Source organism: Streptomyces sp. NPDC036813 (assembly GCF_055609245.1).
On the sequence record NZ_JBVJPV010000006.1, the window covers coordinates 296129 to 322717 of the forward strand.

22 protein-coding genes are annotated in these 26589 nt (G+C 71.4%); 6 read left to right on the top strand and 16 right to left on the bottom strand.

Annotated features, from left to right (window positions below; all coding sequences use genetic code 11):
• From ACZ67Q_RS15750 to betA, 7 genes are all read right to left on the bottom strand, one after another.
• Window positions 1-2439 (bottom strand): GcvT family protein, encoded by a 2439-nt coding sequence (locus ACZ67Q_RS15750; protein WP_471181735.1) that lies wholly within the window; start codon window positions 2437-2439, stop codon window positions 1-3.
• 218 nt (window positions 2440-2657) lie between these two features.
• Entirely contained in the window at window positions 2658-3620 is a 963-nt protein-coding gene (locus tag ACZ67Q_RS15755; protein ID WP_471181737.1) for an ABC transporter substrate-binding protein, read from the bottom strand.
• A gap of 13 nt (window positions 3621-3633) precedes the next feature.
• Window positions 3634-5610 (bottom strand): ABC transporter permease, encoded by a 1977-nt coding sequence (locus ACZ67Q_RS15760; RefSeq protein WP_471181740.1) that lies wholly within the window; start codon window positions 5608-5610, stop codon window positions 3634-3636.
• The gene (locus ACZ67Q_RS15765) at window positions 5610-6701 is read right to left on the bottom strand and encodes a quaternary amine ABC transporter ATP-binding protein (protein ID WP_471181742.1); all 1092 of its coding nucleotides are present in this window, start codon (window positions 6699-6701) and stop codon (window positions 5610-5612) included. Before ACZ67Q_RS15765 ends, ACZ67Q_RS15760 begins: the two co-directional genes overlap by 1 nt.
• Before the next feature lie 20 nt (window positions 6702-6721).
• Window positions 6722-8191 (bottom strand): aldehyde dehydrogenase family protein, encoded by a 1470-nt coding sequence (locus tag ACZ67Q_RS15770; protein ID WP_471181744.1) that lies wholly within the window; start codon window positions 8189-8191, stop codon window positions 6722-6724.
• Between the two features lie 145 nt (window positions 8192-8336).
• Complete coding sequence (locus tag ACZ67Q_RS15775) at window positions 8337-9170, bottom strand: methylenetetrahydrofolate reductase (protein WP_471181747.1); 834 nt, start codon at window positions 9168-9170, stop codon at window positions 8337-8339.
• A gap of 2 nt (window positions 9171-9172) precedes the next feature.
• Window positions 9173-10843 carry a choline dehydrogenase gene (gene betA / locus ACZ67Q_RS15780; protein ID WP_471181750.1) on the bottom strand — a complete coding sequence of 557 codons (1671 nt, stop codon included), beginning with the start codon at window positions 10841-10843 and terminating at the stop codon, window positions 9173-9175.
• Between the two features lie 157 nt (window positions 10844-11000).
• On the opposite strand from betA, the gene ACZ67Q_RS15785 reads away from it, so the two are divergent.
• Window positions 11001-11798, top strand: a complete 798-nt coding sequence (locus ACZ67Q_RS15785) for an IclR family transcriptional regulator (RefSeq protein ID WP_471181753.1) — start codon at window positions 11001-11003, stop codon at window positions 11796-11798.
• A gap of 136 nt (window positions 11799-11934) precedes the next feature.
• Here the strand turns inward: ACZ67Q_RS15785 and ACZ67Q_RS15790 are convergent, their stop codons facing one another.
• From ACZ67Q_RS15790 to ACZ67Q_RS15810, 5 genes are all read right to left on the bottom strand, one after another.
• Complete coding sequence (locus ACZ67Q_RS15790; protein WP_471181756.1) at window positions 11935-13068, bottom strand: aromatic ring-hydroxylating oxygenase subunit alpha; 1134 nt, start codon at window positions 13066-13068, stop codon at window positions 11935-11937.
• Between the two features lie 171 nt (window positions 13069-13239).
• Complete coding sequence (locus ACZ67Q_RS15795; RefSeq protein ID WP_471181758.1) at window positions 13240-14400, bottom strand: NAD(P)/FAD-dependent oxidoreductase; 1161 nt, start codon at window positions 14398-14400, stop codon at window positions 13240-13242.
• On the bottom strand, window positions 14397-14759 hold the full coding sequence (locus ACZ67Q_RS15800) for a bifunctional 3-phenylpropionate/cinnamic acid dioxygenase ferredoxin subunit (protein ID WP_361624286.1): 363 nt from the start codon (window positions 14757-14759) through the stop codon (window positions 14397-14399). The genes ACZ67Q_RS15795 and ACZ67Q_RS15800 overlap by 4 nt, the downstream gene beginning before the upstream one ends.
• A gap of 286 nt (window positions 14760-15045) precedes the next feature.
• Window positions 15046-15681: an MBL fold metallo-hydrolase gene (locus ACZ67Q_RS15805; RefSeq protein WP_471181763.1), complete on the bottom strand. Its 636-nt coding sequence runs from the start codon at window positions 15679-15681 to the stop codon at window positions 15046-15048.
• Window positions 15678-16763, bottom strand: a complete 1086-nt coding sequence (locus tag ACZ67Q_RS15810) for an S-(hydroxymethyl)mycothiol dehydrogenase (protein ID WP_471181766.1) — start codon at window positions 16761-16763, stop codon at window positions 15678-15680. Before ACZ67Q_RS15810 ends, ACZ67Q_RS15805 begins: the two co-directional genes overlap by 4 nt.
• A gap of 638 nt (window positions 16764-17401) precedes the next feature.
• Here ACZ67Q_RS15810 and ACZ67Q_RS15815 point away from each other — a divergent pair.
• The 3 genes from ACZ67Q_RS15815 (at window position 17402) to ACZ67Q_RS15825 (ending at window position 19980) form a co-directional block, all read left to right on the top strand.
• Window positions 17402-18127, top strand: a complete 726-nt coding sequence (locus tag ACZ67Q_RS15815; RefSeq protein ID WP_471181768.1) for a GNAT family N-acetyltransferase — start codon at window positions 17402-17404, stop codon at window positions 18125-18127.
• A gap of 247 nt (window positions 18128-18374) precedes the next feature.
• Window positions 18375-19451 carry a PP2C family protein-serine/threonine phosphatase gene (locus ACZ67Q_RS15820; protein ID WP_471181955.1) on the top strand — a complete coding sequence of 359 codons (1077 nt, stop codon included), beginning with the start codon at window positions 18375-18377 and terminating at the stop codon, window positions 19449-19451.
• Window positions 19452-19662: 211 nt separating this feature from the next.
• Window positions 19663-19980, top strand: coding sequence for an ANTAR domain-containing protein (locus ACZ67Q_RS15825; protein ID WP_471181771.1), 318 nt, complete (start codon window positions 19663-19665; stop codon window positions 19978-19980).
• Between the two features lie 25 nt (window positions 19981-20005).
• Here ACZ67Q_RS15825 and ACZ67Q_RS15830 read toward each other — a convergent pair whose 3' ends face one another.
• Window positions 20006-20959, bottom strand: a complete 954-nt coding sequence (locus ACZ67Q_RS15830; protein WP_471181774.1) for a helix-turn-helix transcriptional regulator — start codon at window positions 20957-20959, stop codon at window positions 20006-20008.
• A gap of 278 nt (window positions 20960-21237) precedes the next feature.
• Between ACZ67Q_RS15830 and ACZ67Q_RS15835 the strand changes: the two genes are divergently transcribed.
• Window positions 21238-21591, top strand: coding sequence for an STAS domain-containing protein (locus ACZ67Q_RS15835; protein ID WP_471181777.1), 354 nt, complete (start codon window positions 21238-21240; stop codon window positions 21589-21591).
• A 150-nt stretch (window positions 21592-21741) separates the two neighbouring features.
• Here ACZ67Q_RS15835 and wrbA read toward each other — a convergent pair whose 3' ends face one another.
• Window positions 21742-22350 (bottom strand): NAD(P)H:quinone oxidoreductase, encoded by a 609-nt coding sequence (wrbA, locus tag ACZ67Q_RS15840; RefSeq protein WP_471181780.1) that lies wholly within the window; start codon window positions 22348-22350, stop codon window positions 21742-21744.
• 141 nt (window positions 22351-22491) lie between these two features.
• Between wrbA and sigJ the strand changes: the two genes are divergently transcribed.
• Complete coding sequence (gene sigJ, locus ACZ67Q_RS15845; RefSeq protein WP_471181782.1) at window positions 22492-23418, top strand: RNA polymerase sigma factor SigJ; 927 nt, start codon at window positions 22492-22494, stop codon at window positions 23416-23418.
• Window positions 23419-23608: 190 nt separating this feature from the next.
• Here sigJ and ACZ67Q_RS15850 read toward each other — a convergent pair whose 3' ends face one another.
• Both ACZ67Q_RS15850 and ACZ67Q_RS15855 read right to left on the bottom strand, forming a co-directional pair.
• The gene (locus tag ACZ67Q_RS15850) at window positions 23609-24085 is read right to left on the bottom strand and encodes a (2Fe-2S)-binding protein (RefSeq protein WP_471181784.1); all 477 of its coding nucleotides are present in this window, start codon (window positions 24083-24085) and stop codon (window positions 23609-23611) included.
• Between the two features lie 9 nt (window positions 24086-24094).
• Window positions 24095-26425, bottom strand: coding sequence for a molybdopterin cofactor-binding domain-containing protein (locus ACZ67Q_RS15855; RefSeq protein ID WP_471181787.1), 2331 nt, complete (start codon window positions 26423-26425; stop codon window positions 24095-24097).
• Between the last annotated feature and the right edge of the window lie 164 nt (window positions 26426-26589).

Here is a 26589-nt window from a genome sequence, read left to right on the forward strand (position 1 = left end):
TCAGCCACGCAGACGGGACATGGTCGGGTCGAACAGCGGCTCCTCGGCGACGACCGCCTCGATGCGCTGGTCGAAGTAGCCGATGTGCACGGTGGTGCCGGGGGTGCTGAGCTCGGCCGGGAGCCAGGCGTAGGCGATGCCCTTGCCGATCGTGTAGCCGTAGGCGGCGCTGGTGACGTAGCCGACGGCGCTCTCGCCGGCGTAGACCGGTTCCTTGCCGAGGACCACGGCCTGCGGGTCGTCGATCGTGAGGCAGGTCAGCTTGCGGCGCACGTCGGCCTTGCGCAGCTGGAGCGCGGCCTTGCCGATGAAGTCGTCCTTGTCGAGCTTGACGGCGAAGCCGACGCCGGCCTCGTAGGGGTCGTGCTCGTAGGTCATGTCGGTGCCGAAGGAGCGGTAGCCCTTCTCCAGGCGAAGGCTGTTGAAGGCGCCCCGGCCGGCGATGATGCCGCCCAGCGGCTCGGCCGCCGCCCACAGGGTGTCCCACAGCTTCAGGCCCTGGTCGGCGGTGGTGTACAGCTCCCAGCCGAGTTCACCGACGTAACTGAGGCGCATGGCCGTGACGGGCACCGAGCCGATGTAGGCCTGCTTGGCGCGGAAATACTTCAGGCCCTCGCCCGAGAAGTCCTCGTCGGTCAGCGGCTGCAGGACTGTGCGGGCGAGCGGTCCCCACAGGCCGATGCAGCAGGTGCCGGCGGTGATGTCGCGGACCTGGACGGTGCCGTCGGCGGGCAGATGCCGGCTGAACCAGTCGAGGTCGAGGTTGCCGTTGGCGCCGACCTGGAAGCGGTCGCGGGCCAGACGCGCGACGGTGACGTCGCTGCGGATGCCGCCGTCGTGGTCGAGGAGCAGGGTGTACGTCACCGAGCCGACCGACTTGTCGATCTTGCCGGTGCACAGCCGCTCCAGGAAGGCCGCCGCACCGGGGCCGGTGACCTCCAGGCGCTTGAGGGCCGTCATGTCGTACATCGCGACGGTCTCGCGGGTGACCTGGGCCTCGGCGCCGACGATCGGGGACCAGTAGCGCGCGGCCCAGTCGTTGGGAGTGGGGATCTCGCGGCCCTCGACGAGGGAGGCGTTGGCCTCGTACCACTGGGGCCGCTCCCAGCCGCCGGCTTCCAGGAAGAACGCGCCGTGGCCCTGCTGGCGGGCGTAGAAGGGGCTGGTGCGGATCGGGCGCGGGTCGCCGGACGGCTGCAGCGGGTGGAGGATGTCGTAGACCTCGACGAAGTTCTGGCAGTCGCGGGCCAGGACGTACTCCGGGGACAGCTGGTGCGGTTCAAAGCGGTTGACGTCGCACTCGTGCAGGTCGAAGGAGGAGCAGTAGCCGTCGACCAGCCATTCGGCGACGGCCCGGCCGACGCCCGCGGAGTGGGTGACCCACACGGCTTCGGCGACCCAGAAGCCCTTGACCTCAGGGGACTCGCCGAGCAGCGGGTAGCCGTCGGTGGTGAAGGAGAACAGGCCGTTGATGCCCTCCTCGACCTTCGCCTCTTGCGTCGCCGGGAGCAGGGACTGTGTCTCGCTCCAGGCCGGCTCGAAGTCCTCCTCGGTGAACTTCAGTACCGAGGGCATCTCCTCGGCCTCGTCCACGGAGAGGATGTCGTCCGCTGAGACCGGCATGGGGCGGTGGCCGTAGTAGCCGATGCCGAGGCCGTCGTAGCGGTCGCGGTAGTACAGGTCGGCGTCCTGGTGGCGCAGGATCGGGCGGACGGCCTCCTCGGTCTGGCCGGCGAGGGCCGGGACGGGTCCGGTCCAGGCGAGCTGGTGGCCCAGCGGGGTCAGCGGGAGGTTCATGCCGACCATGCGGGCGATCTTCGGGCCCCAGATGCCGGCGCAGCACACGACGATGTCGGCGTCGAGCTCGCCGTGGTCGGTGAGGACGCCGGTGACACGGCCCTCGCTCTGCTTGATGTCGAGGACCTCGTGGCGGGCGAGGAAGCGCACACCGCGCTCGGTGGCCCGGCGGATCTGCGCCTCGACGGCGAGCACGGCCTTGGCCAGGCCGTCGGTGGGGATGAGGAGGCCGCCGAGGATCTTGTCGCGGTCGAGCAGCGGGTGCTGCTCGACGCACTCGTCGGCGGTGAGCAGGCTCCCCTCGATGCCCCAGGAGGTGATCCAGCCGTGCCGGCGCCGCAGCTCGGCGAGGCGCTCCGGGCTCGTCGCCACTTCGAGACCGCCGACCTGGAGGAAGCAGGGCTTGCCGTCCACGTCGAGGGAGCTGAACTTCTCCACGGTGTAGCGGGCCAGCTCCGTCATGGTCTTCGAGGCGTTCGTCTGGAAGACCAGGCCCGGTGCGTGCGAGGAGGAACCCCCGGTGGCCGGGAGGGGTCCCTGGTCGACCACGGTCACTTCGGTCCAGCCGCGTGCGGAGATCTCATCCGCGAGGGCCGCTCCCACGACGCCCACTCCGATGATGACCACTCGGGGTCCCGCCATCGCCCAACCTCCGAACTCGAAACCGCTCAGTTGCCTTCTACGCAACTCGATTCAGGTTGCGCAACTCAATCTGCCTGTCCCCGTGATGGGTGTCAAGGGGTGCGTGACGTCGGAAAACGGGCCGGAGAACGGCCCGGACGCGGCGATGCCCGGTGGGCGGCACGCACGTGTGCGCGCCGCCCACCGGGCATCTCCAACAGCTCTGCCGTGCGGCCCCGTTACTTCAGCCAGGCCTCCACCTTGTCGCGGTTCGCCTCCACCCACTTCTTGGCCGCCGCGTCGTCGGACATCTTGTCCACGGCGATGTACTTGGCGACCACGTTCTGGTCCTCGTTGGTCCAGCGGAAGTTCTTCACCAGCTTGTACGCCGGGCTGCCCGACTTGGCGAACTGCGCGCTGACGATCTTGTCGAGGCCGTAGACGGGATAGTCACAGGCGATCTTGGCCGCGTCGGCGTCGCAGCCGGTCTTGTACGCCGGCAGGGTGACCTTGACCAGCGGCACCTCCGACATGAACCACTGCGGCTCGTAGAAGTAGCCGATCAGCCACTGCTTGTTCTTCTCCGCGTTGCGGAACGCCTGGATGAGCGCGGTCTCGCTGCCCGCGTACACCACCTTGAAGTTCAGCTTCAGGTTCGTCACCAACGCAGCGTCGTTGGTGACGTAGGACGGGTCGCCGTCGAGGAGCTGGCCCTTGCCGCCGGACTCGGAGGTCCTGAAGTCGGCGGCGTACTTGTTGAGGTTGCGCCAGTCGGTGATGTCGGGGTGGGCCTTGGCCAGCCACGGCGGCACCCACCAGCCGATGACGCCCTTGTTGCCGGTCTGCCCGGCCGGGACGGCGGTCTTCTGACCGGTGATGTACTTCTTCTTCAGATCGTCGTGGCCCCAGTTCTCCAGGACCGCGTCGACCTCGCCGGTCCCGAAGCCCTGCCAGGCGATCTCCTCCTTCAGGTCCTTCTTGTTGACCTTGCAGCCGAGATCGTGCTGCGCCACGTACGCGACGACCGCCGCGTCCGCCTGGTAGCCGACCCACGGGTTGACGGCCAGGTTGAAGGTGCCGCAGGAGCCGTCCGCGTTCTTCGCGGCGGAGGTGTTCTCGCCGACCTTCGCTCCCACGCATCCCGTGAGCGTCAGACCGAGAACGGTCAGGCCGGCCGCGCCGGTTCTCCAGTGTCGTGCCATGGTGTGGTGCTCCTTACGCCCGGGTGCGTCGTGCCGCAGCCTGAGTGATCCGGTCGAACATGACTCCCAGCAGGACGATGGCGAGCCCCGCCGCCAGGCCCTTGCCGTACAGCTGCCCCTGCGAGAATCCGGCCACGACGTCGTAGCCGAGGGCACCGGCGCCCACCAGGCCGCCGACCACGACCATCGACAGGACGTAGATCAGACCCTGGTTGGTGGCGAGCGTCAGGGCACTGCGGGCCACGGGCAGCTGGACCTTGGTGATGATCTGCCAGGTGTTGCAGCCGGCCGAGGTGGCCGCCTCCACGGTGGCCTCGGGCACGGTCCGCACCCCGTCCGCGATGATCTTGATCGCCACCGGTGCCGCGTAGACGACGGCCGCGACGATCGCGGTGAACCGGGTCGCCCCGAACAGCGCCAGGAACGGCACCAGATAGACGAACGGCGGCATGACCTGCGCCGCGTCCAGTGTGGGTCGCACCAGCCGGTCCACCAGGGCGCTGCGCCCCATCCATACGCCGAAGACGGCGCCCAGCAGCATCACCAGCACCGTGGCCACCGCCGTGGAGGCCAGCGTGGTCATGCCGTCCGACCACAGCCCCGTCCCGACGAGCAGCCCGACGCACACGGCGGCCGTGGCCGCGGCGCGCCAGCCGCCGAGGACCGCGCCGAGGGCGACCAGGGTGAGGCCGACGAGCCACCACGGGGAGTCGGTGAGCAGCGTCTGGAAGGGGTTGAGCAGGCCGGTGGTGATGACGTCGCGCAGGGCGTTGGTCAGGCCCGACAGGTGGTCCTGCAGCCAGGTGGTCGTGGTGTCGGCGGCACTGGCGATGTGCGTGCCGACGGTGCCGTCCCCGGGGAACTCGGCCGCGTAGACGTAGGTGTGGGAGACGTAGAGCAGGAAGGCGGTGCCGACGCCGCCCGCGGCCAGCAACGGCCGGCGCCACGTCGCCAGCCGTCCGCTCGCGCGGCGGGCCGTCTCGGCTCGGCCCGCGGCCGCCGTGGTGACGCGGTCGAGCACGATGGCCATCACGACGATGGCGAGACCGGCGTTGAACGCGGTGCCCACGTCGAGCGACTGCAGGGCCTGGACGACGGTCTTGCCGAGGCCGGGCGCGTCGATCAGGGCGGCGATGGTCACCATGGCGAGGGCCGCCATGATGGTCTGGTTGACGCCCATGACCACCGTGCGCTTCGACATCGGCAGCAGCACCTTCACCAGTTGCTGTCTGCGGGTGGTGCCGAGCGAGTCCGCGGCCTCCACGGTGGTCTCGGGCACGGAGCGGATGGCGTGCGCCGTGATGCGGATGGCGGGCGGCGCCGCGTAGATCACCGTGGTGATCACGGCGGAGGCGCCGCCGATGAGGAACACCAGGGTCAGCGGGGCCAGGTAGACGAAGGTCGGCATCGTCTGCATGAAGTCCAGGAACGGCGTCATGACCTTGTTGAACCGGTCCGAGAGGCCGGCCCACACGCCGAGCGGGATGCCGATGAGCAGCGCCACGAACACGGCCGACAGGGTCAGCGCCAGCGTGTCCATGCTCTCCTGCCACAGGCCCTGGAGCCCGAAGAAGGTGAAGCCGGCCACGGCCAGCAGGGCGACCCGCCAGTTGCCCACGGCCCAGGAGAGGTAGCCCGCGAGGCCGACGACCCCGAGCCAGCCGATCTGCGGGACCGGGCGGCCGGCGGTGGGCTGGGAGATCAGCGACTGGACGAAGGTGACCAGGTTGTCGATGCCCAGCCGGATCTCGTTGAAGAAGTACAAAAACAGCGGGTTGGAGTTGCGGTTGGCTCCGATGGTGTCGTTGACGTCGTTCAGCCAGCGGTGCAGGCCGGTGAGGTCGGCTGCGGCGAGGGTGAGGGTCTGCCGGCCGCGCAGCACGGCGAACAACACCAGCCAGGCCACGAAGATCGCCCCCACCACCATGGGGCGGCTGATCTTCTCTCGCAGGGGCGCGACCGGCGCGGTCGCATCGGCGACGGCGGCCATCAGGCACCGCCCTCCTGCCCGGCGACGACGGCGAGTATCTCCTCGTCGCCGACGATGCCGAGCAGCTTGCCGTTCTCGACGACCTTGACCGGCTTCTCCGCGGCCAGCACCGCGCGGGTCGCCTCGCGCACCACGACGTCCGGGCCCAGCTCGGGGCCGTCGAGGGCGTCGTCGGGCTGCGCGGGGCGCATGATCCAGCGCAGGGTGAGGACGTCGCCGCGCGGCACGTCCTTCACGAAGTCGCGTACGTAGTCGTCGGCGGGGGCGCCGACGAGTTCGTCTCCGGTGCCGCACTGGACCATCTTGCCGTCGCGCATGATGAGGATGCGGTCGCCCAGCTTGAGGGCCTCGGAGAGGTCGTGGGTGATGAACACCATGGTCTTGCCGACCTCGTGGTGCAGCCGGATGACCTCGTTCTGCATGTCGCGTCGGATCAGCGGGTCGAGCGCGGAGAACGGCTCGTCGAAGAGGAGCACCTCGGGGTCGCCGGCCAGGGCGCGGGCGAGGCCGACGCGCTGCTGCATGCCGCCGGAGAGCTGGTCGGGGTAGGAGTTCTCGTATCCGGCGAGGCCGACGAGTTCGACGACCTCGCGGGCCCGGCGCATGCGCTCGGAGCGGCCCATGCCCCGGATCTCCAGGCCGAACGCCACGTTCTCCACGACCTTGCGGTGCGGCAGCAGGCCGAAGTGCTGGAAGACCATGGAGAACTTGCTGCGCCGCAGTTCGCGCAGCCGCTTGGCGTCGGCGTCGCGGATGTCCTCACCCTCGAAGACGATCTCGCCGGAGGTGGGTTCGATCAGCCGGGTCAGACATCGCACCAGGGTGGACTTGCCGGAGCCGGACAGGCCCATGACGACGAAGACCTCACCGGGCGAGACGTCGAAGCTGACGTCGCGCACGGCGGCGGTGCATCCGGTGCGGTCCATGAGTTCGCGGCGGGTCAGCCCGCACAACTCCTCGGACTGCGGCACCTGGTCGGCCTTGGGCCCGAACACCTTCCACAGCCGGCGCACGGAGATGACCGGGGTGCGGTCCTCGGGGTTCTGGGACGTGCGGCGCCGCTGCGGCACCTCGGTCTGTGCTGTGGTCACGTTCGACCTCTTTTCGGCGTTCAGCCGCTGAACCAGTGCTGCGGCCGGGGTTGGATGTTCTGCCAGACGTGCTTGGGCTCTCGGTACTCGGCGAGGCCGGTCGGCCCCAGCTCTCGGCCCACGCCGGAGTAGCCGAAGCCACCCCATTCGGCTTGCGGTACATAGGGGTGGTAGTCGTTGATCCAGACGGTGCCGTGGCGCAGCCGGCGAGCGACCCGCTGGGCCTTGCCGGCGTCCTGCGTCCAGACGGCTCCGGCGAGTCCGTACTCGGTGTCGTTGGCGATGCGGACGGCGTCGTCCTCGTCGTGGAAGCGCTCGACGGTGAGGACGGGGCCGAAGGACTCCTCGTGCACCACGCGCATGCCCTGGTGGCATTCGTCGAGGACCGTGGGCAGGTAGTAGAAGCCCTCGGAGAGGGCGGGGTCGTCGGGGCGGGCCCCGCCGCAGCGCAGTACGGCGCCCTCGGCGAGGCCGGCGGCGACGTACGCCTCGACCTTCTCCCGGTGCTGTGCGGAGATCAGCGCGCCGGTCTCCGCCTCCGGGTCGAAGGGCCCGCCGAGGCGGATCCTGCGGGCCCGGCGGACGACCTCGTCCACGAAGGCGTCGTGGATCGAGTCCTCGACGACGAGCCGGGCGCCGGCCGAGCAGACCTGCCCGGAGTGCAGGAAGACCGCGGTGAGCGCGAAGTCGACGGCCGCCTCGAAGTCGGCGTCGGCGAAGACGACGTTGGGGTTCTTGCCGCCGAGCTCCAGCGCGACCTTCTTCACGCTCGCCGCGGCGGTGGCCATGATGTGCCGGCCGGTGTCCAGGCCGCCGGTGAAGGAGACCATGTCGACGTCCCGGTGCTCGGACAGCGGCGCGCCCGCCTCGGCTCCGGCGCCGAGGACCAGGTTGGCCGTGCCGGCCGGCAGCCCCGCCTCCTCCAGTGCCTTCATCAGCAGGACGGAGGTGGAGGGGGTGAGTTCGCTGGGCTTCAGCACGATCGTGTTGCCGGCGAGGAGGGCCGGGGCGACCTTCCAAGAGGCCTGGAGCAGCGGGTAGTTCCACGGGGTGATCAGTCCGCAGACGCCGACGGGTTCGTAGGTGACCCGGCTGACGGCGTCGTCGCGGCCGGTGTCGACCACCCGGCCGGCGTCGCTGCCGGCGATGCCGCCGTAGTAGCGGAAGCAGGAGACGACGTCGGCGATGTCGTACTCGCTCTCCACGAGCCGCTTGCCGGTGTCGAGGGACTCGGCGCGGGCGAACTCCTTCGCGTCGCGCTCCAGGATGTCGGCGGTGCGCAGCAGCAGGGCGCCGCGCTCACGTTCGGGGGTGTGGGGCCAGGGGCCGGCGTCGAAGGCCCGCCGTGCCGCGGCGATGGCCGCCTCGGTGTCGGGGCGCGTTGCCTCGGAGACCGTCGCGACGAGTGTGCCGTCCGCCGGGCAGCGGATCTCCCGGCTGCCACCGGCCACGGGGGCGCGCCATTCGCCGTCCACATACAGATCTGCCATGCGCCGACCCTTCAGGATTTCGTTGCGCATTATGCATTGAATTGCTTGTGGTGGAACACCCTGACCGACGGGGCGACCACCGTCAAGAGGTCTGCGGATCCCGATTCACCCAGTGGCGAGAGGCCGCGCGCACGACGGCGCCGGCTCAGCCGAGGCGGTCGAGCAGCGCGCGGCGCCACCGCTCGGTCTCGGCGATCTGGTTGAAGGTGAACAGGTGCAGGCCCGCCACCGCGGCTGAGGGCGCGGTGAGCGCCTGCGCGCCACGCGTGAGGAGTTTCTCCGGCGCGTATCCCCCGGGCGTGGCGAACCGCACGAACCACGAGGCGTGCCGGGTGAGGAAGCGCGTCGACTCCCCCACGCCGATCTTCGTCGCCATGGCCAGCAGCTTCGCCCGCTGCACGGGCCCGGCCACCCCGACGTACACGGGCAGGGTGACCCCGCGATGCCGTATCCGGGCGATCCAGTGGGCCAGCACGCGCGGGTCGAAGCAGAGGTTGCTGACGATGTACGTGGCGTGCGCCCGCTTGTCCCACATCGCCTGGACGGTGATGTCGTCGTGGATCAGCGGATGGCTCTCCGGATACCCGGTGATGCCCCGGTGCGCGAAGGGCCCGCCCAGCTCGTCCAGCCGGCGCAGCACCGGCAGCGCTCCCGTGTACGGCCCGGCGGGCGGGTCGGCGTCGCCCGCCGGCACGAAGACGTCGTCGACACCCACCGAGCGCAGCCGCTCGGCCACGTCCTTGAGGTGCGTGTCGTCCCGCAGCAGCCGCGCGGGCACGTGCGGGGCGACCCGGTATCCGTGCGCCGCGAGCCGCTCGGTGAGGGCGAGTGTCGGCTCCAGACCCTTGACCGGCGACGCCGTGACGGTGACCACGACGTCGCGCGGGACATGGGCGAGGACCTTCTCCTCGGTCGTCCGGGCCGGCAGCACCTCGTAGCGGACGCGGCCGAGCAACGAGCGCAGGGCGTCGGCGGCCATGGCTACCCGACCTGCTGCTGGGCGTCTCGGTGCCGGTAGTACGCGGCCTTCGACGGCTCCAGCGGCTGCTTGCCGAGGATGAGGTCGGCCGCCTTCTCGGCGACCATCATCACGGGCGCGTAGATGTTGCCGTTGGTGACGTACGGCATCACCGAGGCGTCCACCACGCGCAGCCCCTCCGTGCCGTGCACCTTCATGCTGAGCGGGTCGACGACCGACATGTCGTCGGTGCCCATCTTGCAGGTGCACGACGGGTGCAGGGCGGTCTCGCCCTCCTTGGCGACCCAGGCGAGGATCTCCTCGTCGGTCTCGACGGAGGGCCCGGGCGAGATCTCGCCGCCGTTGTAGGGGGAGAGTGCGGGCTGGCCCAGGATCTCGCGGGCGACCCGGATGGCCTCCACCCACTCCCGGCGGTCCTGCTCGGTGGAGAGGTAGTTGAAGCGCAGCGCCGGGTGCACCCTCGGGTCCCGGCTCTTGATCTTCACCGAGCCGATGGCGTCGGAGTACATGGGTCCCACGTGCACCTGGTAGCCGTGGCCGCCGGCCGGCGAGGAGCCGTCGTAGCGGACCGCGACGGGCAGGAAGTGGAACATCAGGTTGGGGTACTCCACCTCGTCGTTGCTGCGGGCGAAGCCGCCGGCCTCGAAGTGGTTGGTGGCGGCCGGTCCCTTGCGCATCAGCCACTGCAGCCCGATGAAGGGGGCGCGCCACTTCGCCATGTACGGCTGCATGGAGACGGGCTGCTTGCAGGCGTACTGGACGTAGACCTCGAGGTGGTCCTGGAGGTTCTCGCCGACGCCCGGCAGGTCGTGCACCACGTCGACGCCGAGGGCGGACAGCTCGGCGGCGTTGCCGACGCCGGACAGCTGCAGGAGCTGCGGGGAGTTGATCGCGCCGCCGCACAGGATGACCTCGCCGGCCCTGACCTGCTGCGGGGCGCCGCGTCCGCGCCGGTACTCGACGCCGACGGCGCGCTTGCCCTCGAACAGGACGCGGGTGACGAGGGCGCGGGTGGTCACCGTGAGGTTCGGCCGCTTCATCACGGGCTTGAGGTAGGCCTTGGAGGCGGACAGCCGGCGCCCGCGGTGGACGTTGCGGTCGAACTTGGCGAAGCCCTCCTGCCGGTAGCCGTTGACGTCGTCGGTGGGGGCGTAGCCCGCCTCCTGGGTGGCCTTGAGGAAGGCGCCGAACAGCGGGTTCTCGGCCGGCCCGCGCTCGAGGACGAGGGGCCCGTCGTGGCCGCGGAACTCGTCGTCCGGGTCGGCCGCGAGACAGTTCTCCATCCGCTTGAAGTACGGCAGACAGTGGGCGTAGTCCCAGCTCTCCATGCCGGGGTCGGCGGCCCAGCGCTCGTAGTCCATGGGGTTGCCGCGCTGGAAGATCATGCCGTTGATACTGCTGGAGCCGCCGAGCACCTTGCCGCGGGCGTGGTAGATGCGCCGGCCGCCCATGTGGGGCTCGGGCTCGGACTCGTACTTCCAGTCGTAGAAGCGGCTGCCGATCGGGTAGGTCAGCGCCGCGGGCATCTGGATGAAGACGTCCCAGGGATAGTCGGAGCGGCCCGCCTCCAGGACGAGCACCCGGTTGCCGGGGTCGGCCGAGAGCCGGTTCGCCAGTGCGCTGCCGGCCGATCCACCGCCGACGATGACGAAGTCGTAGTGCAGGACAGCCATGGTGCCTCGTCTCACTCGAATCGCGCCGTCGATACGCGACGGATGCTAGTACGGGTAGCGCTATACGCACTAGGTTGCGGACGGCGCAACTTACAAGATTCTTTGTTCACACTGCGTTACTTGCAATCGCGTTGTTTACCGCGCGTATAGTTCCGCTATGAGCAACTACAGTCCGGATACCGAAACGAACGGCGCGCCGTCCGGCGGTGTGCAGTCCGTCGACCGTGCCATCAGCGTGCTCGAGATCCTCGCCCAGCGGGGAGAGGCCGGCGTCAGCGAGGTGGCCGGCGAGCTGGATGTGCACAAGTCCACCGCGTTCCGCCTGCTCGGCGCCCTGGAGGCGCGCGGCCTGGTGGAGCAGGCGGGCGAGCGCGGCAAGTACCGGCTCGGCTTCGGCATCGTGCGCCTGGCCGGCGCCGTCACGGGGCGTATCGACATCACCCAGCAGGGCCGGCCGGTGTGCGAGCGTCTCGCCGAGGAGATCGGCGAGACGGTCAACATCGCCGTGATGCAGGAGCACTACGCGATCAACCTCTACCAGGTGCGCGGTACGGCCGCCGTGACCGCCCACAACTGGGTCGGCCAGCTCACCCCGCTGCACGCCACCTCCAGCGGCAAGGTCATGCTGGCCCACCTGCCGGCCAAGCAGCGCGCGGTGCTGCTGTCCGAATCCGGTCTGAAGAAGGTGACCCCGCACACGATCTCGTCCAAGGCGAAGCTGGAGAGGAACCTCGCCGAGGCCCGGGAGCGCGGGTACGCCTGGACGCTGGAGGAGCTGGAGATCGGGTTGCACGCGATGGCAGCGCCGATCCGGGACCGGGAGGGCCAGGTGATCGCGTCGATCAGCGCCTCCGGCCCCGCCTACCGGTTCACCGAGGAGCGCATGCACGAGCTGGCTCCGGTGCTGGTCAAGGGTGCGGAGGAGATCAGCCACCGCATGGGGTACCTGGGCTGAGCGCCCGGCCCCTGCCCGGGCCGAGCGCCCGGAGCACGACCGCCGCACACGATTCCCGGGCCGGTGTGCCCGGAGCACGACCGCCGCACGGCCCGCGTACGCCCCCCGCGCGGGCCCCGGGCGCCCCACCCCCGCCTCACTCCGGCTGCCGCGTGCCGAGCCGCTCGTGCACCCAGTCGTGGAAGGCGCCGATGTGGTGCTCGCTGGGCACCAGGACACCGCCCTTGGCGTACAGCCGCGAGCTCATGCCGGGCTGGGTGCGCTCGCAGGCGTCGAAGTCCTGGCGGTTGACCCGGTCGAACAGCTCCACGGACCGGCTGACGTCCTTGCCGCTCTCCACCACCCCGGGCAGGTACAGCCAGTCGCACTCGACGACCGTGCGGTCGACGGCGACCGGGTACATCCGGTGGAAGATCACATGGTCGGGCACGAGATTGATGAAGACCTGCGGCTTGACGGTGATCGCGTAGTAGCGCCGGTCCTGGTCCTCGGACACCCCGGGGATGCGGTCCAGGCCCTCGGAGCCGTCGACGGTGAAGCCCTTGACCTCCTCGCCGAACTCCGCACCGTGCCCGACGTAGTACTGGGCGGCGTAGCCGTCGGCGAACTCCGGGAGCACCTCGGTCAGTTCGGGGTGGATGGTGGCGCAGTGGTAGCACTCCATGAAGTTCTCGATGATGAGCTTCCAGTTCGCCTGCACGTCGTAGGTGATCCGCTTGCCCACCGCGAGGTTCTCGATGCCGTAGCGCTCGATCGCCGCCACGTCCCCGAGGCGCTCGACGACCGCGCCCATCACGTCGTCCTCGAAGGAGGGCGGGTTCTCCGCCAGGCACACCCACACATAGCCGAGCCATTCCCGGACGGCCACGTCGACCAGGCCGTACTCGGTGCGGCCGACGTCGGGCATCTTGGTGAGGTTGGGCGCCGCGACGAGCTTGCCGTTCAGGTCGTAGGTCCAGGCGTGGTACGGGCACTGGAAGGCGCGCTTGACCTCGCCGGACTCCTGCGTGCAGAGCTTGGCGCCGCGGTGCCGGCACACGTTGAAGTACGCGCGGATCGAGTGGTCCCGGGCGCGGGTGACGAGGATGGACTCGCGGCCCACGTCGACGGTGCGGAAGGCGCCGGGCTTCGGCAGGTCGGAGGCGCGCGCGACGCAGAACCACATCGCCTCGAAGATGCGCTCCTGTTCCTGGGCGAAGATGCCCTGGTCGGTGTAGGAGGAGCCGGGGAGGGTGGCGATCAGGCTGTCCGGCAGGCTGGTCGAGGTCACGGATGCACTCCTCGGGGGAACGTCGTGGGTCGGTAGGTCACGCGCCGGGAAGAGCGACTTCGAACGGCGTTGTGGGAGAAGCGTGGTGCGGCGACATGTCGTTCTGATGTTGCGAATGGCGCAGTGTCGCGTGTGATGTGCAACGCAGCATCGGGGGCCGCGTGAGGGGTGTCAAGAGGTCGCGGCGAGCTGCTTGCGCCAGCGGGTGAACAGCCGCGGCTGGTTCATCCCGAGCGCGGCGACTGGAGCGCCGGCCCGCCGGTACACGGCGAGGAAGCTGCGCTCGTCGGTGCGCCCCTCCTCGACCGTCACACTGTCGGCGCCGGCGGCGTGCCCGGTGAACTGGATCTTCACGCCGTACTGGTCGGACCAGAAGTACGGCGGCCGGGGCGCCCCCGGCTCCCGCGCGCCGTACGCGAGCAGGGTGGCCACCGCGGCGTCGGGCCGCTCCAGCGCACCCGTCCAGTGCTCGACGCGGCGGTGCGTGCCGGTGTACGGGTCGTACCAGTTGGCGCAGTCGCCGACGGCGACCACCCCGGCGAGGCTGGTGCGGCCGTCCGAGCCGCAGGTGACGCCGTTGTCGAGGGCGACGCCGGAGCCGCGCAGCCACTCGACACCGGGGCGCGCCCCGATGCCGACGACGACGATGTCCGCGGGGACGGTGCGGCCGTCCTCCAGCAGAACGGCGTCGACGCGCCGCTCGCCGCTCAGCCCCTTGACGCCGACCCCGCACAGCAGCCGTACGCCGTGGTCGGCATGGAGGGCGGAGACGACCGCCCCCATGTCCGCGCCGAGCGGTCCGGCCAGCGGTGTCGGGGCCGCCTCGATCACGGTGACGTCGAGGCCGAGGGCGTACGCCGTGGAGGCGACCTCGGCGCCGACGAAGCCGCCGCCGATCACCACCAGCCGTCCGCCGAGGGCCAGTTCGTCCCGAAGGGCGCGGGCGTCGTCCAGGGTGCGCAGCGTGTGGACGCCCGCGAGGCCGTCCGTGCCGGGCAGGGTGCGGGCGGCGGCGCCGGTCGCGAGGACGACGCCGTCGGCGCGGATCTCGCGGCCGTCGGCGAGCCGTATCGCCCGCTCGGTGCGGTCCAGCGCGGTGGCGCGGGTGCCGAGCACCCACTCCGCCTGGAGGTCCTCGCCGTCGCGCTCCAGCGCCAGGTCCGCCTCGCCGAGGGTTCCCGCCAGGAACTCCTTGGACAGCGGCGGCCGGTCGTAGGGGCGATGGGGCTCGTCACCGACGACGACCAGCCGGCCGTCGTAGCCCCGTCGCCGCAGCGAGCGCGCGGCCGACAGGCCGGCCAGTGAGGCGCCCACGACGGCGACGGTCCTCACGCGGGGCCTCCGGCCAGGCGGGCGGCGACGCACGGGGGCAGGTTGGGTGCCTCGGTGGACAGCCGGACGTGGATCATGCCGTCCTCGACGACGACCTCGTGGGTGCGGACCGGGAGCTTGGCCGGCGGGGCGTCCACCGCCCCGGTCCTGAGGTCGAACTTCGAGGCGTGCAGCGGGCATTCGACCTCGCAGCCCTCCAGCCAGCCGTCGGCGAGCGAGGCGTCCTGGTGGGTGCAGGTGTCGTCGATGGCGTAGAGCTCGCCGTCGTCGGTGTGGAACACCGAGACCGGCGGGTCGATGTCGAGCCGGTGGGCCTCGCCTCGCGGCAGATCCGCGAGACGGCACGCGGGAATCATCATGACACCTCGGTGCGTATAGCGAAACGGATTGCGGTTAGCGCAACGTCAGTCTGCGGGCCGCCGAGAAGCGTTGTCAAGGCGTTCACCGGGCTGGTTGCGCGAGGTCCGGCGGCGTTTTCCGGGCACGCCGGAGCGCCTGCGAAAGCGCAGGTGAGCAAGGGGGTCAAGCGCACATGCGGGGCGCGGGTGAGGAGACGCGGGCGCACCACCGGGGGCGCAGCGCGCGGTGCGGCGACGGCCCTGCCGCCGGTGCCGGGCAGGGCCGCCATCACGCCGGGGCGGCGGGTCAGAAGCCGCGGTCGATCCACTCCTGAAGATGCGGCGCCTCGGCGCCGACGGTGGTGGTGTCGCCGTGACCGGTGTGCACGACGGTGTCGTGCGGCAGGGAGAGCAGACGCCCGCTGATGGAGTCGATGATGGTCGGGAAGTCGCTGTACGACCGCCCCGTCGCCCCCGGACCGCCGGCGAACAGCGTGTCGCCGCTGAAGAGCGCGGCCAGCGCGGGGGCGTGCAGACAGACGGCTCCCGGGGCGTGGCCCGGGGTGTGCAGCACGGTCAGCTCCGTGCCCGCGACCGTCAACCGCTGCCCGTCGGCCAGCTCGCCGTCCGGTTTGCGGTCCGGATGGGTCTGCTGCCACAGCGGCAGATCGTCCGGGTGCAGCAGGATCGGGGCGCCGGTGCGCTCGGCGAGGGCGGGCGCGGCGTCGATGTGGTCGTTGTGCGCGTGGGTGCAGACGATGGCGCGCAGGGCGCGTCCGCCGAGAGCCCGCTCGATGGCGTCGGCGTCGTGCGCCGCGTCGATCACCACGGCCTCGTCGTCGTCCCCGACGATCCAGACGTTGTTGTCGACGTCCCAGGTGCCGCCGTCCAGGGAGAACGTCCCCGACGTGACGAGGCGTTCGATGCGGGCGCCGGCCGTCACAGGACCACCACCGAGCGCAGGACGTCACCGTGATGCATGCGCTCGAAGGCCTTCTCGACGTCGTCGAGCGCGATGGTCTCGGTGACGAAGGCGTCCAGGTCGAGGCGGCCCTGGAGGTAGAGGTCGACGAGCATCGGGAAGTCCCGGGAAGGCAGGCAGTCGCCGTACCAGGACGACTTCAGCGCCCCGCCCCGGCCGAAGACGTCCAACAGCGGCAGCTCCAGCTTCATCTCCGGGGTGGGAACCCCGACCAGCACCACCGTGCCCGCGAGGTCGCGGGCGTAGAAGGCCTGCTGGTACGTCTCCGGGCGGCCGACGGCCTCGATGACGACGTCGGCGCCGAAACCGCCGGTCAGTTCACGCACCGCCTCGACCGCGTCGGTCGCCTTGGAGTTGACCGTGTGGGTGGCGCCCAGCTTCTCGGCGGTGGCGAGCTTGCGGTCGTCGATGTCGACGGCGATGACCTTCGCGGCGCCGGCCAGCTTGGACCCGACGATCGCCGCGTCGCCGACACCGCCGCAGCCGATCACCGCGACGGTGTCGCCGCGGCCGACGTTGCCGGTGTTGATCGCCGCGCCGAGGCCCGCCATCACGCCGCACCCGAGCAGACCGACAGCGGCCGCGGACGCGGCCGGGTCGACCTTGGTGCACTGCCCCGCGGCGACCAGGGTCTTCTCGGCGAACGCGCCGATGCCGAGGGCCGGGGAGAGTTCCGTGCCGTCGGTCAGAGTCATCTTCTGCTTGGCGTTGTGCGTGTCGAAGCAGTACCAGGGCCGGCCGCGCAGACACGCACGGCACTGGCCGCACACGGCGCGCCAGTTCAGTACGACGAAGTCACCGGGCGCCACGTCGGTGACGCCCTCCCCGACCGCCTCCACGACACCGGCGGCCTCGTGCCCCAGCAGGAAGGGGAAGTCGTCGCTGATGCCTCCCTCGCGGTAGTGCAGATCGGTGTGGCAGACCCCGCATGCCTCGATCTTGACCACGGCCTCACCCGGACCGGGGTCGGGCACGATGATCGTTTCGAGACTGACGGGGGCACCCTTGCTGCGTGCGACGACCGCGCGGACCTGCTGAGCCATGGCCACTCCTCGGCTGACAGAGGATCGAGATGTTGCCTAATGCGATACGCATCTCGTATTTCGCAACTCAGCATCGCGGAGAGGGAGGCGGCGGTCAAGGAATCCGACACATTCCGGATCCACGTGAACGCTGCGGCCCGAGCGGCCGGTTCCGCAGCCCGGCCGACGAGCTCCGAGTGTGGCGCCGGTACGGCGTCACACGCTGCCGCCCGGAGATCAGGTCGGGTGGGGGTGCCGCCGACGATGCCGTGGTCGGGCACGTCGGCGGTGGCGACGGAGCCCGCGCCGCCTGAGCGCACCGCGTCCGGTCCGCACGCCGGCGGGCGGGACCTGCTCGAGGCGCCGGTGACGCATGGCGAGCGCTTCCTTCGGAGGCGGGTTCGGCGGCCGGCCCGTGATCGCGGGAACGTGCCGCCGAGGACACCGGACCCGCGTTGCCCGATACGCCCGGCTTCCCCTACGTGACCTGCAGCGACACACAGCGCGCGCCTTGCGGATTCACGTCATCGGGCCGTCTACTGTCCTTCACGTCTTCGTTGCTCGCACAACGGGACCTCTGACGCATCCTGTCCCTCTCCCCTTCGCACCGGGTCACCGGTGACCGGGAGGGCCCCCATCACCAGAAAGACCGAAGGTCCGTGCCCGTTGCCGTCGTTCTCACCGGTCGCCTGACGCGGCTGGAGCCCCTCGCGACGCACCATGTCGAGGGTCTGGCTCAAGCCGCAGCCGAGGACCGCAGCTCCTATGCGTTCACTCCCGTCCCGCACGGCCTCGACGGGGCCGCCCACTACGTCGACCGCGCGCTCGCCGAGCAGTCGGCGGGCCGGGCGCTGCCGTTCGCCGTGGTGCGCGCCGACGACGGACGTGTCGTCGGATCGACCCGTTTCGTGGAACTCGACTACTGGCAGGGCCCCCTGGTGTGGCCCGCCGTGCCCGGTCTCCCCTACGGCGACCCGGTCACCGCCGTCCCGGACGCCGCCGAGATCGGCAACACCTGGCTGTCCGCGCGCGCCCAGGGCACCGGGATCAACGCCGAGGCCAAGCTGCTCATGCTGAGCCATGCCTTCGAGACATGGCGGCTGCGCAGGGTGTGCTTCCGCGCCGACGCCCGCAACCTCCGCTCGCGCGCGGCGATCGAACGCCTCGGCGCCACCTGCGAGGGCGTGCGCCGGGCTCACTCCCGGGGACTGGACGGGGTGGTGCGCGACACCGCGTTCTACTCGATCCTGGACGAGGAGTGGCCGGCCGTCCGCGCCATCATCGAGCTGCGGCTGACGGCGGCGCGCCCCCGGGCGACCCTCGGCGCCGTGCAGGGCGGCGGGTCCCAGCCGAGCGGCTTCGACGACCGGCTCGTCCCCGCCTGAACGCCGGACCGGCGGGGGCAGCAGCCGGCCCGACCCCCGCCGGAACGCCCACCGACAACACCGAGGCCGCCCACCGGTGACACCCGAGGCGGCCTCGGCCACGGACAGGCCCCCGGCCGGAGCGCCCCGCCCGCGGGGGAGGACCAGCTCCTCCCCGGCGGAGCACCGGCCGCGGCACCCGGCTGGATGTGGTGGCCCGGCTGGGGAGGTGAGATCATGGCGTGTGCCCCTGCAGGAGTTGCGGCGGATGCGGTCGGGGCGGGCGTTGGTCCTCATCCCGATCGGGCTGGTCGTCGCGGTGTACCTGGTGGACGTCCTGGCTCCGGCGGACGTCCATCTGGGGCCGCTGCTGGTGGCTGCGCCCGCGCTCACCGCCGCGTTCGCCGGCCCCCGGCTCACCGCGCTGATCGGTCTGCTGGCCGTCGCCGCGCAGATCCTCATCGGAGTGTCGCGGGGCGCCCTGGGCACCGAGAACCTCGCCGCACAGATCGGGGCCCTGGTCCTGGTCTCCGGCCTCATCGTGCTGTTCTGCCTGGTCCGGGAGAGACGCGAGCGCCAGCTCTCCCAGAGCCGCACGGTCGCCCAGGCCGTCCAGGAGGTGCTCTTCCCCGCGCTGCCCCGGCGCAGCGGCCCCCTGGACCTGGCCTGCCTCTATCTCGCCGCGCAGGACGAGGCGACCATGGGCGGCGACCTCTACGCCGCCGTCCGCACCCTGGACAGCACCCGGTTGCTGGTCGCGGACGTGCGCGGCAAGGGCCTGCCGGCGATCACCCATGCCGCGCTGCTGCTCGGGGCCTTCCGGGCGGCGGCGCACCGCCGGCCCACCCTGCCCCGGCTCGCCGTGCACCTCGACGGCAGCATGCGCTGGGAGTCCCACCAGTGGAGCCCGCCGGGCACACCCGACACCGAGGAGGCGTTCGCCACCGCCCTGGTGCTGGACCTGCCCGACGGGGAGCCCGTCGTGCACCTCGTGGTGTGCGGGCACCCCTCTCCCCTGCTGCTGAGCGGCGGGCACGCCGAGCCGCTGCCGGTCAAGCGGATCGCGCCGCCGCTCGGCCTCGGCGGACTGTCCGGTGACAACGCGTACGTCGTGGAGTCGTTCGAGTTCCGCCCCGGTGACGTGCTGCTGCTGTACACCGACGGCATCCTGGAGGCCCGCGACGAGCGGGGCGTCTTCTTCCCGCTGTCCGACCGTGTCGAGGCGTGGGCCGCCGAACGCCCCGACGACCTGCTGCGCCGCCTGCGCGACGAACTCATGGCGTACGCCCACGGCCGGCTCGGCGACGACGCCGCGGCCGTGACGATCACCCGCCGCGCGGAGTGAGACGGCGCAGGTCTCCTGTCCCCCCTGCACCGGGGCGTCGGGCATCGGACGTCGGGGACACCGGGTGAGCCGTCGGTCCCGTTAAGGAATCGATCATTTCGTTTTCTGGACCGCCGCCGGGGCAGGTCTTCGTTTCCCGTGCTCCGCAGTGCGCACGGTCCGGGCAGGAGGACGGTGACCAGTCGACCGCCGCGTCAGGAGCAGCACCACCATGCCGGAACACGAGGACCAGGAACGTACGATCCTCGCCCTCCAGGAGGAGATCCAGCAGCTGAAGCAGGCCGTCGTCTCGCACGCCGTCGTCGACCAGGCCATCGGGGTCGTGATCGCCCGGGGCAGACTGCCGCCGGAGTCGGCCTGGACCGTCCTGAAGGAGGTCTCCCAGCACACCAACACCAAACTGCGGGATGTGGCGGAACACCTGGTGCAGTGGCCGCACTGCGGCTGGCTGCCGCCGGAGATCGGCCGGGCTCTGCGCACGGCGCTGGAGCGGCGTACGTGTCCCTCCGGACCGGCGCCGCGTCGGTGAGCCGGCCCGGTCGGCGTGCTCCGGCTCAGCCGTGCAGGGTGCTGGACGGGCTCGCGCCGTAGGCCTCGCGGTACAGGGCGGCGAACCGGCCGGGGTGCGCGAAGCCCCAGCGTGCGGCGATCTCCCCGACGGTCGTCTCCGCGGGGTCGGCGGCCCGCAACTCATGGTGGACATGGGCGAGACGCACCCGGCGCAGATAGCCGAGCGGGGTGGTGTCGAGGTGGCGGCGGAAGGCGTACTGCAGGGCCCGGACCGTGACATGGGCGGCGGCGGCGATGTCGGCGACGGTGAGGGGCTGGTGGGCGTGGTCCTCGATGTGGGCGACGGCCCGCCGCAGGGTGGCGGAGTGGGCGTCGGTCCGGTCCTGCGCGGTCGGATCGGTTTGGGCGGTGTTCGGGAAGGCGGCCAGCACGCTCGCCGCCAGCAGCTGGCCGCTGGTCGAGGCGATCAGCGGCTGGGCGGCGACGGCCGGGTCGGCGAGGACGTGGTCGCGCAGATAGACGATCGTGCTCTTCAGCTGACGGGCGGCGGACGGCGAGTGCGGCCGGTGACCGGTCAGCCGGACCGGCTCCAGGACCGGCTGCGGCCCGGTGGCGGCGACCTGGTCGAGCAGGGCGCTGTCCAGCATCGTGATGTTGTAGCGGGCGGTGCAGATGCGTCCGGCGTAGGGCAGGTCGGGGGGTGCGAACAGCACCATGTCGCCGGGTCCGAAGTCGTCCCGCACGCCCTGGAAGACATGGTCCTGGATGGTGCCCTCGTGGACCATGCACAGGCAGATCTTCCCGAGCGGGGTCACGGCGTAGCTCATGTCGAAGCCGAGGTCGAGCTCGTCGACGCTGACCGAGGGCATGGCGTCGCGGCGGATGTGCGCCCTGCTGTTCTTCGGCGTGTTGCTGCCGATGGTCATGCGGGCGTAGGCCCGGCAGAGGAAGTCCTCCGTCTCGGCCAGGTCCTGGCTGTCGAACACCAGCGAGTCCATCGCGTCACCACCCCGGCAAGATGTAGAAGGCCCTGCGCCGCCCGGTCGCGGGACGAGCGCGTCCGCAGCCGGGCATACCCTTCGACGCTACCCCGCCGCCGGGCGGCGATGCCCCGAGGGGGCGCCGTGCTTCGTTTCACGGACAGGCGCGCACCGGTGATTCGTCCGGTGGGCTTTGCGTCGGGCCTGTGCAGGGAACATATACGCGGCAGCGTTGCTGCTCCGGGACCGCGTTGCGTCATGGGCAACCGGGGTGGGAGACAACAGAAGGAGCCACCGTGAACTCCGAGGTGCGCATCCAGGTGACGGAAGAGCCCGGCCAGGTGCCGCTGGTCACCGTGACCGGCCCGCTGGACCAGTTCAGCGGCCCCCATCTGTACCGGCAGGCCGCGCGCGTGCTGGAGAGGCACGCGTCGCTCATCGTGGACCTGGCCGGCGTCACCGTGTGCGACTCCTCGGGCCTCAACACGGTCCTGCGGCTGTGCCGCCGTGCCGGCGAGGCCCGTGGCCGCCTGGTCCTGGTCCCCCCGCCGGCGCTGCTGGACTGGCTGGCACCGCTCACCCTCCGGGAGAGCGCACTGGTGGTGTACGGCAGTGTCGAGGAGGCCCGCACGACGAATCGCGCCGCCTGATCACGCCGAACGCGCCGCCTCGACCGCCCCGGCCCAAGGCCCGGCCCCGGCCCCGGCCCAAGGCCCGGCCGGGAGCGGCAGCGGGTTCAGCCGACGGGGGCCGACAGCGGCGGCGGATTCACCCGGCGCGGGCCAGGGGCGGCAGCGGATTCACGCGGCGCGGGCCGCCTTGAGCGCGGCGGCGGTCTCCGCGACCCGGCGGGCCTGGTGGCGGGCCGCCTGCAACACCACCTCACCGGGCGGGCCGTCGCCGGCCACGTGGGACGTCCCGTACGGGTTGCCCGACGCGAACTGGACGGGGTCGGTGTAGCCGGGGGGCACGATGACACCGCCCCAGTGGTAGAAGGTGTTGCCCAGGGCGAGCAGGGTTGATTCCTGTCCGCCGTGGGCGGTGTTGGAGGCGGTGAAGGCCGAGTAGACCTTGCCGGCGAGCTTGCCCTGGAACCAGAGCGGTCCGGTGGTGTCGATGAACGCCCTGAGCTGGCCGGCCGGGTTGCCGAAGCGGGTCGGGGTGCCGAAGAGCACCGCGTCGGCCCACTCCAGGTCGTCGTGGGTGGCCTCGGCCACGTCGGCGGTGTCCTTATGGTGCCGGGCCCACTCCGGCCTGGCGCCGACCGCCTCCGGCGGTGCCGTCTCGGCGACCTTGCGCAGGCGCACCTCGGCGCCGGCCTTCTCGGCGCCCTCGGCGGCGGCCTGCGCGAGGGTGTACACGGTGCCGGTGGAGCTGTAGTAGATGATCGCGACGTTCACGGATCGCATGATCGGTCTTCCTCCCTGTCGGGTCCGCTCGTTACGACGGAACAGCACCGCGGGATGTGAGGCGGCGCGCTCCGCCTCACACTTGGGGGCGCGACTTCGTCGTAGGGGACGAGACGGAGTTCCGAGAGAGCCGGGGAGATCATGAGCAACCACCCGTCCGCGCCGGGAGAGAACGGCCGGCCCGACGCGGGCCTCAGTGTGATCATGAACGAGCGGCGCCGGCTGACCAATCTCGCGTACCGGCTGCTGGGCTCCCTCACCGAGGCGGAGGACGTCGTCCAGGAGACCTACGCCCGCTGGTGCGCGCTGTCTCCCGGGCAGCGGGAGGCCGTCGACTCCCCCGGCGCCTGGCTGACGACCGTCGCCGGCCGCATCTGTCTGGACCTGCTCGGCTCGGCGCGGGCACGGCGCGAGCGTTATGTGGGCGAGTGGATCCCGGAGCCGCTGCCCGACCGCACGGAGTGGCGTCCTGGCGCGGACGCAGTCGACCCGGCCGACCGGGTCACCCTCGACGAGTCGGTCACCATGGCCTTCCTCGTCGTGCTCGAGGCGATGACGCCGGCCGAGCGGGTCGCGTTCGTGCTGCACGACGTCTTCCGCTACCCCTTCGGGGACATCGCACAGATCGTCGGCCGTACCCCGGCGGCCTGCCGTCAGCTGGCCACGTCCGCCCGCCGCCGCCTGCGCACGTCACCGCCCGGCCCGGGCCCGGCGGACCGTCGAAGCGGCCTGGTCCGGGCGTTCCGGCGGGCCTGGGAGGCCCAGGACATCGACGCCCTCGTGGGACTGCTCGCGCCGGACGCCACGGCGACCGGCGACGGCGGCGGACTCGTCACGGCCGCGCTCCGCCCGGTCGAGGGCGCCGAACAGGTCGCCCGCTTCTTCACCCGACGGCCGCCCGCCGAGCTGACCCTCGTGGAACGCACGGTCAACGGCCACCCCGGGCTGGTCGCGCGACGCGACGGCGTCACGGTGTCCGTGATGGCCTTCGCCGTGTCCGGCGACCGTATCCGGCACATCTGGGCGGTACTGAACCCGGAGAAGCTCCGCGCGTGGACGACCGGGTGACGGCCCCCGCCGGGCGCGCGAGGCCGCGGTCAGCTCCAGTGAATGCGGGCCGTGGCCGGGCAGCGCCCGGCCCAAGGTGAGTGACGGGCCCCTGGACACGTTCCTCGCGGCTGCGGCCGGGCGTACGGCAGTAGCCGGCATCGGGGGTCAGGGGCGGGCGCCGGGCGGGACGTCCGGCGCCCGCCCGGGCTCAGTACTTCTTCGCTCCGGCCACGATCGCCTCGCGGATACGGTGGTAGGTGCCGCAGCGGCAGACGTTGCGGATCTCGTCGAGGTCGGCCTCGGTGATCTCCCGGCCCTCCTCGCGGGCCTTGCGCACCTTGGCGACGGCGGTCATGATCTGGCCGGGCTGGCAGTAGCCGCACTGTGCGACGTCGTACTCCAGCCAGGCCTCCTGCATCGGGTGCAGATCGCGGCCGACGGTGGCGGGCAGGCCCTCGATGGTGGTGATCTCGTCGTCCGGGCCGATGGCCTCGACCGGCACCGAACACGGATTGAACGCCTTGCCGTTGAGGTGGCTGGTGCAGGCCTGGCAGACGCCGAGCCCGCAGCCGTACTTCGGGCCGGTGACACCGAGGACGTCTCGGAGCACCCACAGCAGCCGCACGTCGTCCTCGATGTCGACGCTCACCCGCTCGCCGTTGAGGATGAAGGTGTGTTCAGGCACGGGGCTCTCCTAGAAAGCGCGGTCGAGGCCGTCGGTCGGGGACGCCGGGATCGGCGGGGTGGTGGGCAGCGGCTCGAAGCCGAGGGGGCCGGCGTGGTTGACCGGGAAGCTGGTCGGCATGGTGCCGGTGGCCCGGCCGTAGGCGCAGGCCACCGCGGCCGCCGCGGCCGCCACGGCCAGCTCGCCGGCGCCGCCCGGCTCGCCGGTCGTGGGGGGCATGACCACGATCTCCAGCTCGGGCGGGGTGTTCCACTGCCGGGTGTAGAAATAGTTGTCCCAACTGCCCTCCAGGAAGTGCCCTTCCTGGAGGTGCAGTCCCGAACTCAGCGTGATCGCGATGCCGTCCATGATGCCGCCCATCATCTGGGCCTGAAGTCCTTTGGGGTTGACGGCCAGCCCGACGTCGACGGCGCAGACCACCTTGGTGACACGCGGTCCTGTGTAACCGTCGCGGACCTTGCGGCCGGTGGTCTCGGGCCGGCAGTCGATCTCGGCGAGGACGGCGACGTGAGCGTGGTACTCGGGATGGAGCGCGATGCCCTGCGCCGTGCCGGCGGGCATGCTCCGGCCCCACTTCCCCACCTCTGCCACCTTGTCCAGCACCGCCCGTGCCCGGTCCTCCTTGAGGAACTCCCGACGGAACCGGTAGGGGTCCTTGCCCAGCCGGTTCGCCAGCTCGTCCACCACCAGCTCCTGCGCGCAGCGCGCGTTGGGCGAGTAGATGTTGCGCATGGAGCCCGTGTGGAAGCCCTTCTCGGTCTCGCTGAGCAGCTGGGTGACGACCCCGAAGTGGTACGGCGTCTGCTGGGTGAGCGCGAAGATCGTCTCCGAGAAGGTGAGGTCGCCGACCGGCAGGCGGGCGGCCTCGGCCGTGATGATCTCGCCGACACCGTGGCCGAAGTCGGTGGCGACGGAGGTGTGCCGCTGGTCGTAGGTGAGCACCTGGCCGAGCGCGTAGGTGGCACGTACCCGTGAGGTGGCCATGGGGTGGGTGCGGCCGTGCCGGAAGTCGTCGGTGCGGTGCCACATCAGCTTGACCGGCTTGCCCATCGCCCGGGAGATCTCGGCGGCCTCGGCGGCGGCGTCGTGGAAGAGCTTGCGGCCGAAGGAGCCCCCGCCCTCGGTGACATGGACCTTCACCGCGGACACGGGCAGCCCGAGCTGCGCGGCGATCTGTTCCTGGGCGACGATCGGGGACTTCAGACCGGCCCAGATCTCGGCCCCGTCCGGCCGTACGTCGGCGATGGCGCAGTTGGTCTCCAGGGCGCTGTTGCCGGCGAAGTGGAATGTGAACCGGGCGTCGACCGACTTGGTGAGCAAGTCCAAGGCGGGCAGCGGGAGTTCCGCCTTGCGCAGTGCGTCGCGGACGGTGTCGTCGCTGCGGCCCTCGACCGGTCCCGGTCCCCAGGAGACCTTCAGCGCGCGCACGGCGTCGATGCACTGCCCGAAGGTGCGCCCGCGGACGGCCACGCCGGTGGAGACGGTGACGACGTCGGTGATGCCGGGCATCGACCGCACCTCGGCCAGGTTGTCCACCGAGCGGAGGGTGCCGTTGATCGTCGGCGGCCGGCACACCATCGTCGGCAGGGCGCCTGGGACATGCAGGTCCATGGCGAACCGCTTGCGCCCGGTGACCGCCTCCAGCGCGTCGATGCGCCGCCGGGCGGTGCCGATGACCGTGAACTCGGCGGTCTCCTTGAGGGTGACCGGAACCTGGGTCGTCGTCACCGCGGCGGCCTTGCGTGCCAGGTCGCCGTAGGTGAGGCTGCGCCCGCTCACCGCCGAGGTGACGACACCCGCCTTGGCCGTCAGGGTGTCCACGGCCTCGCCCAGTTCCAGGGCGGCCGCCCGCAGCAGCCGGCCCCGGGCCACGGCGGCCGCCACCCGGATCGGCGTGAAGGTCGAGATGGTCGTGTTGGAGCCGCCGGTGAGCTGGTTGAACAGCAACTCCGGCCGGGCGTCGGCGAGCGTGACGCGGATCCGCTCCAGCGGCAGGTCCAGCTCCTCGGCGATCAGCATGGCACTGGACGTCGTGATGCCCTGTCCGACCTCCGCGCGGGGCAGCGCGAAGGAGGCCGTGCCGTCGGCGTCGACGCGGATCGTGATCAGGTTCGCCGTGGGCAACGCGGCATGGGTGAGCATGTCGTTGAGGTCGTAGATCTCCGCGGGACCCGGCACGGAGGGGACGACCGCCGCCGCCTCGTCGGGTGCGAGCGCCGCCTCGCCGATCTCGGCGGCGACGGTCAGGGTCGAGGCGGCCAGCACATAGCCGAGGAATCTGCGGCGTTCGATCCCGGCGCGAGGGGGCCGCTCCTCGGGGTCCGTCAACGGTCCTCCCACGCGTTTCTCCTTCTCTCCGCCACGTCTTGTGCACACGCACCGTGCGCGCGGCGACGATGCGGCACGCTGCCGGTGATTCCACCGCTCAGCACCGGTTTCGGCCATGGGCGGGCGACGGGAAAAGGCGGCTCCGGTTTGTGCCGGCGCACAACCGCACCCGGCTA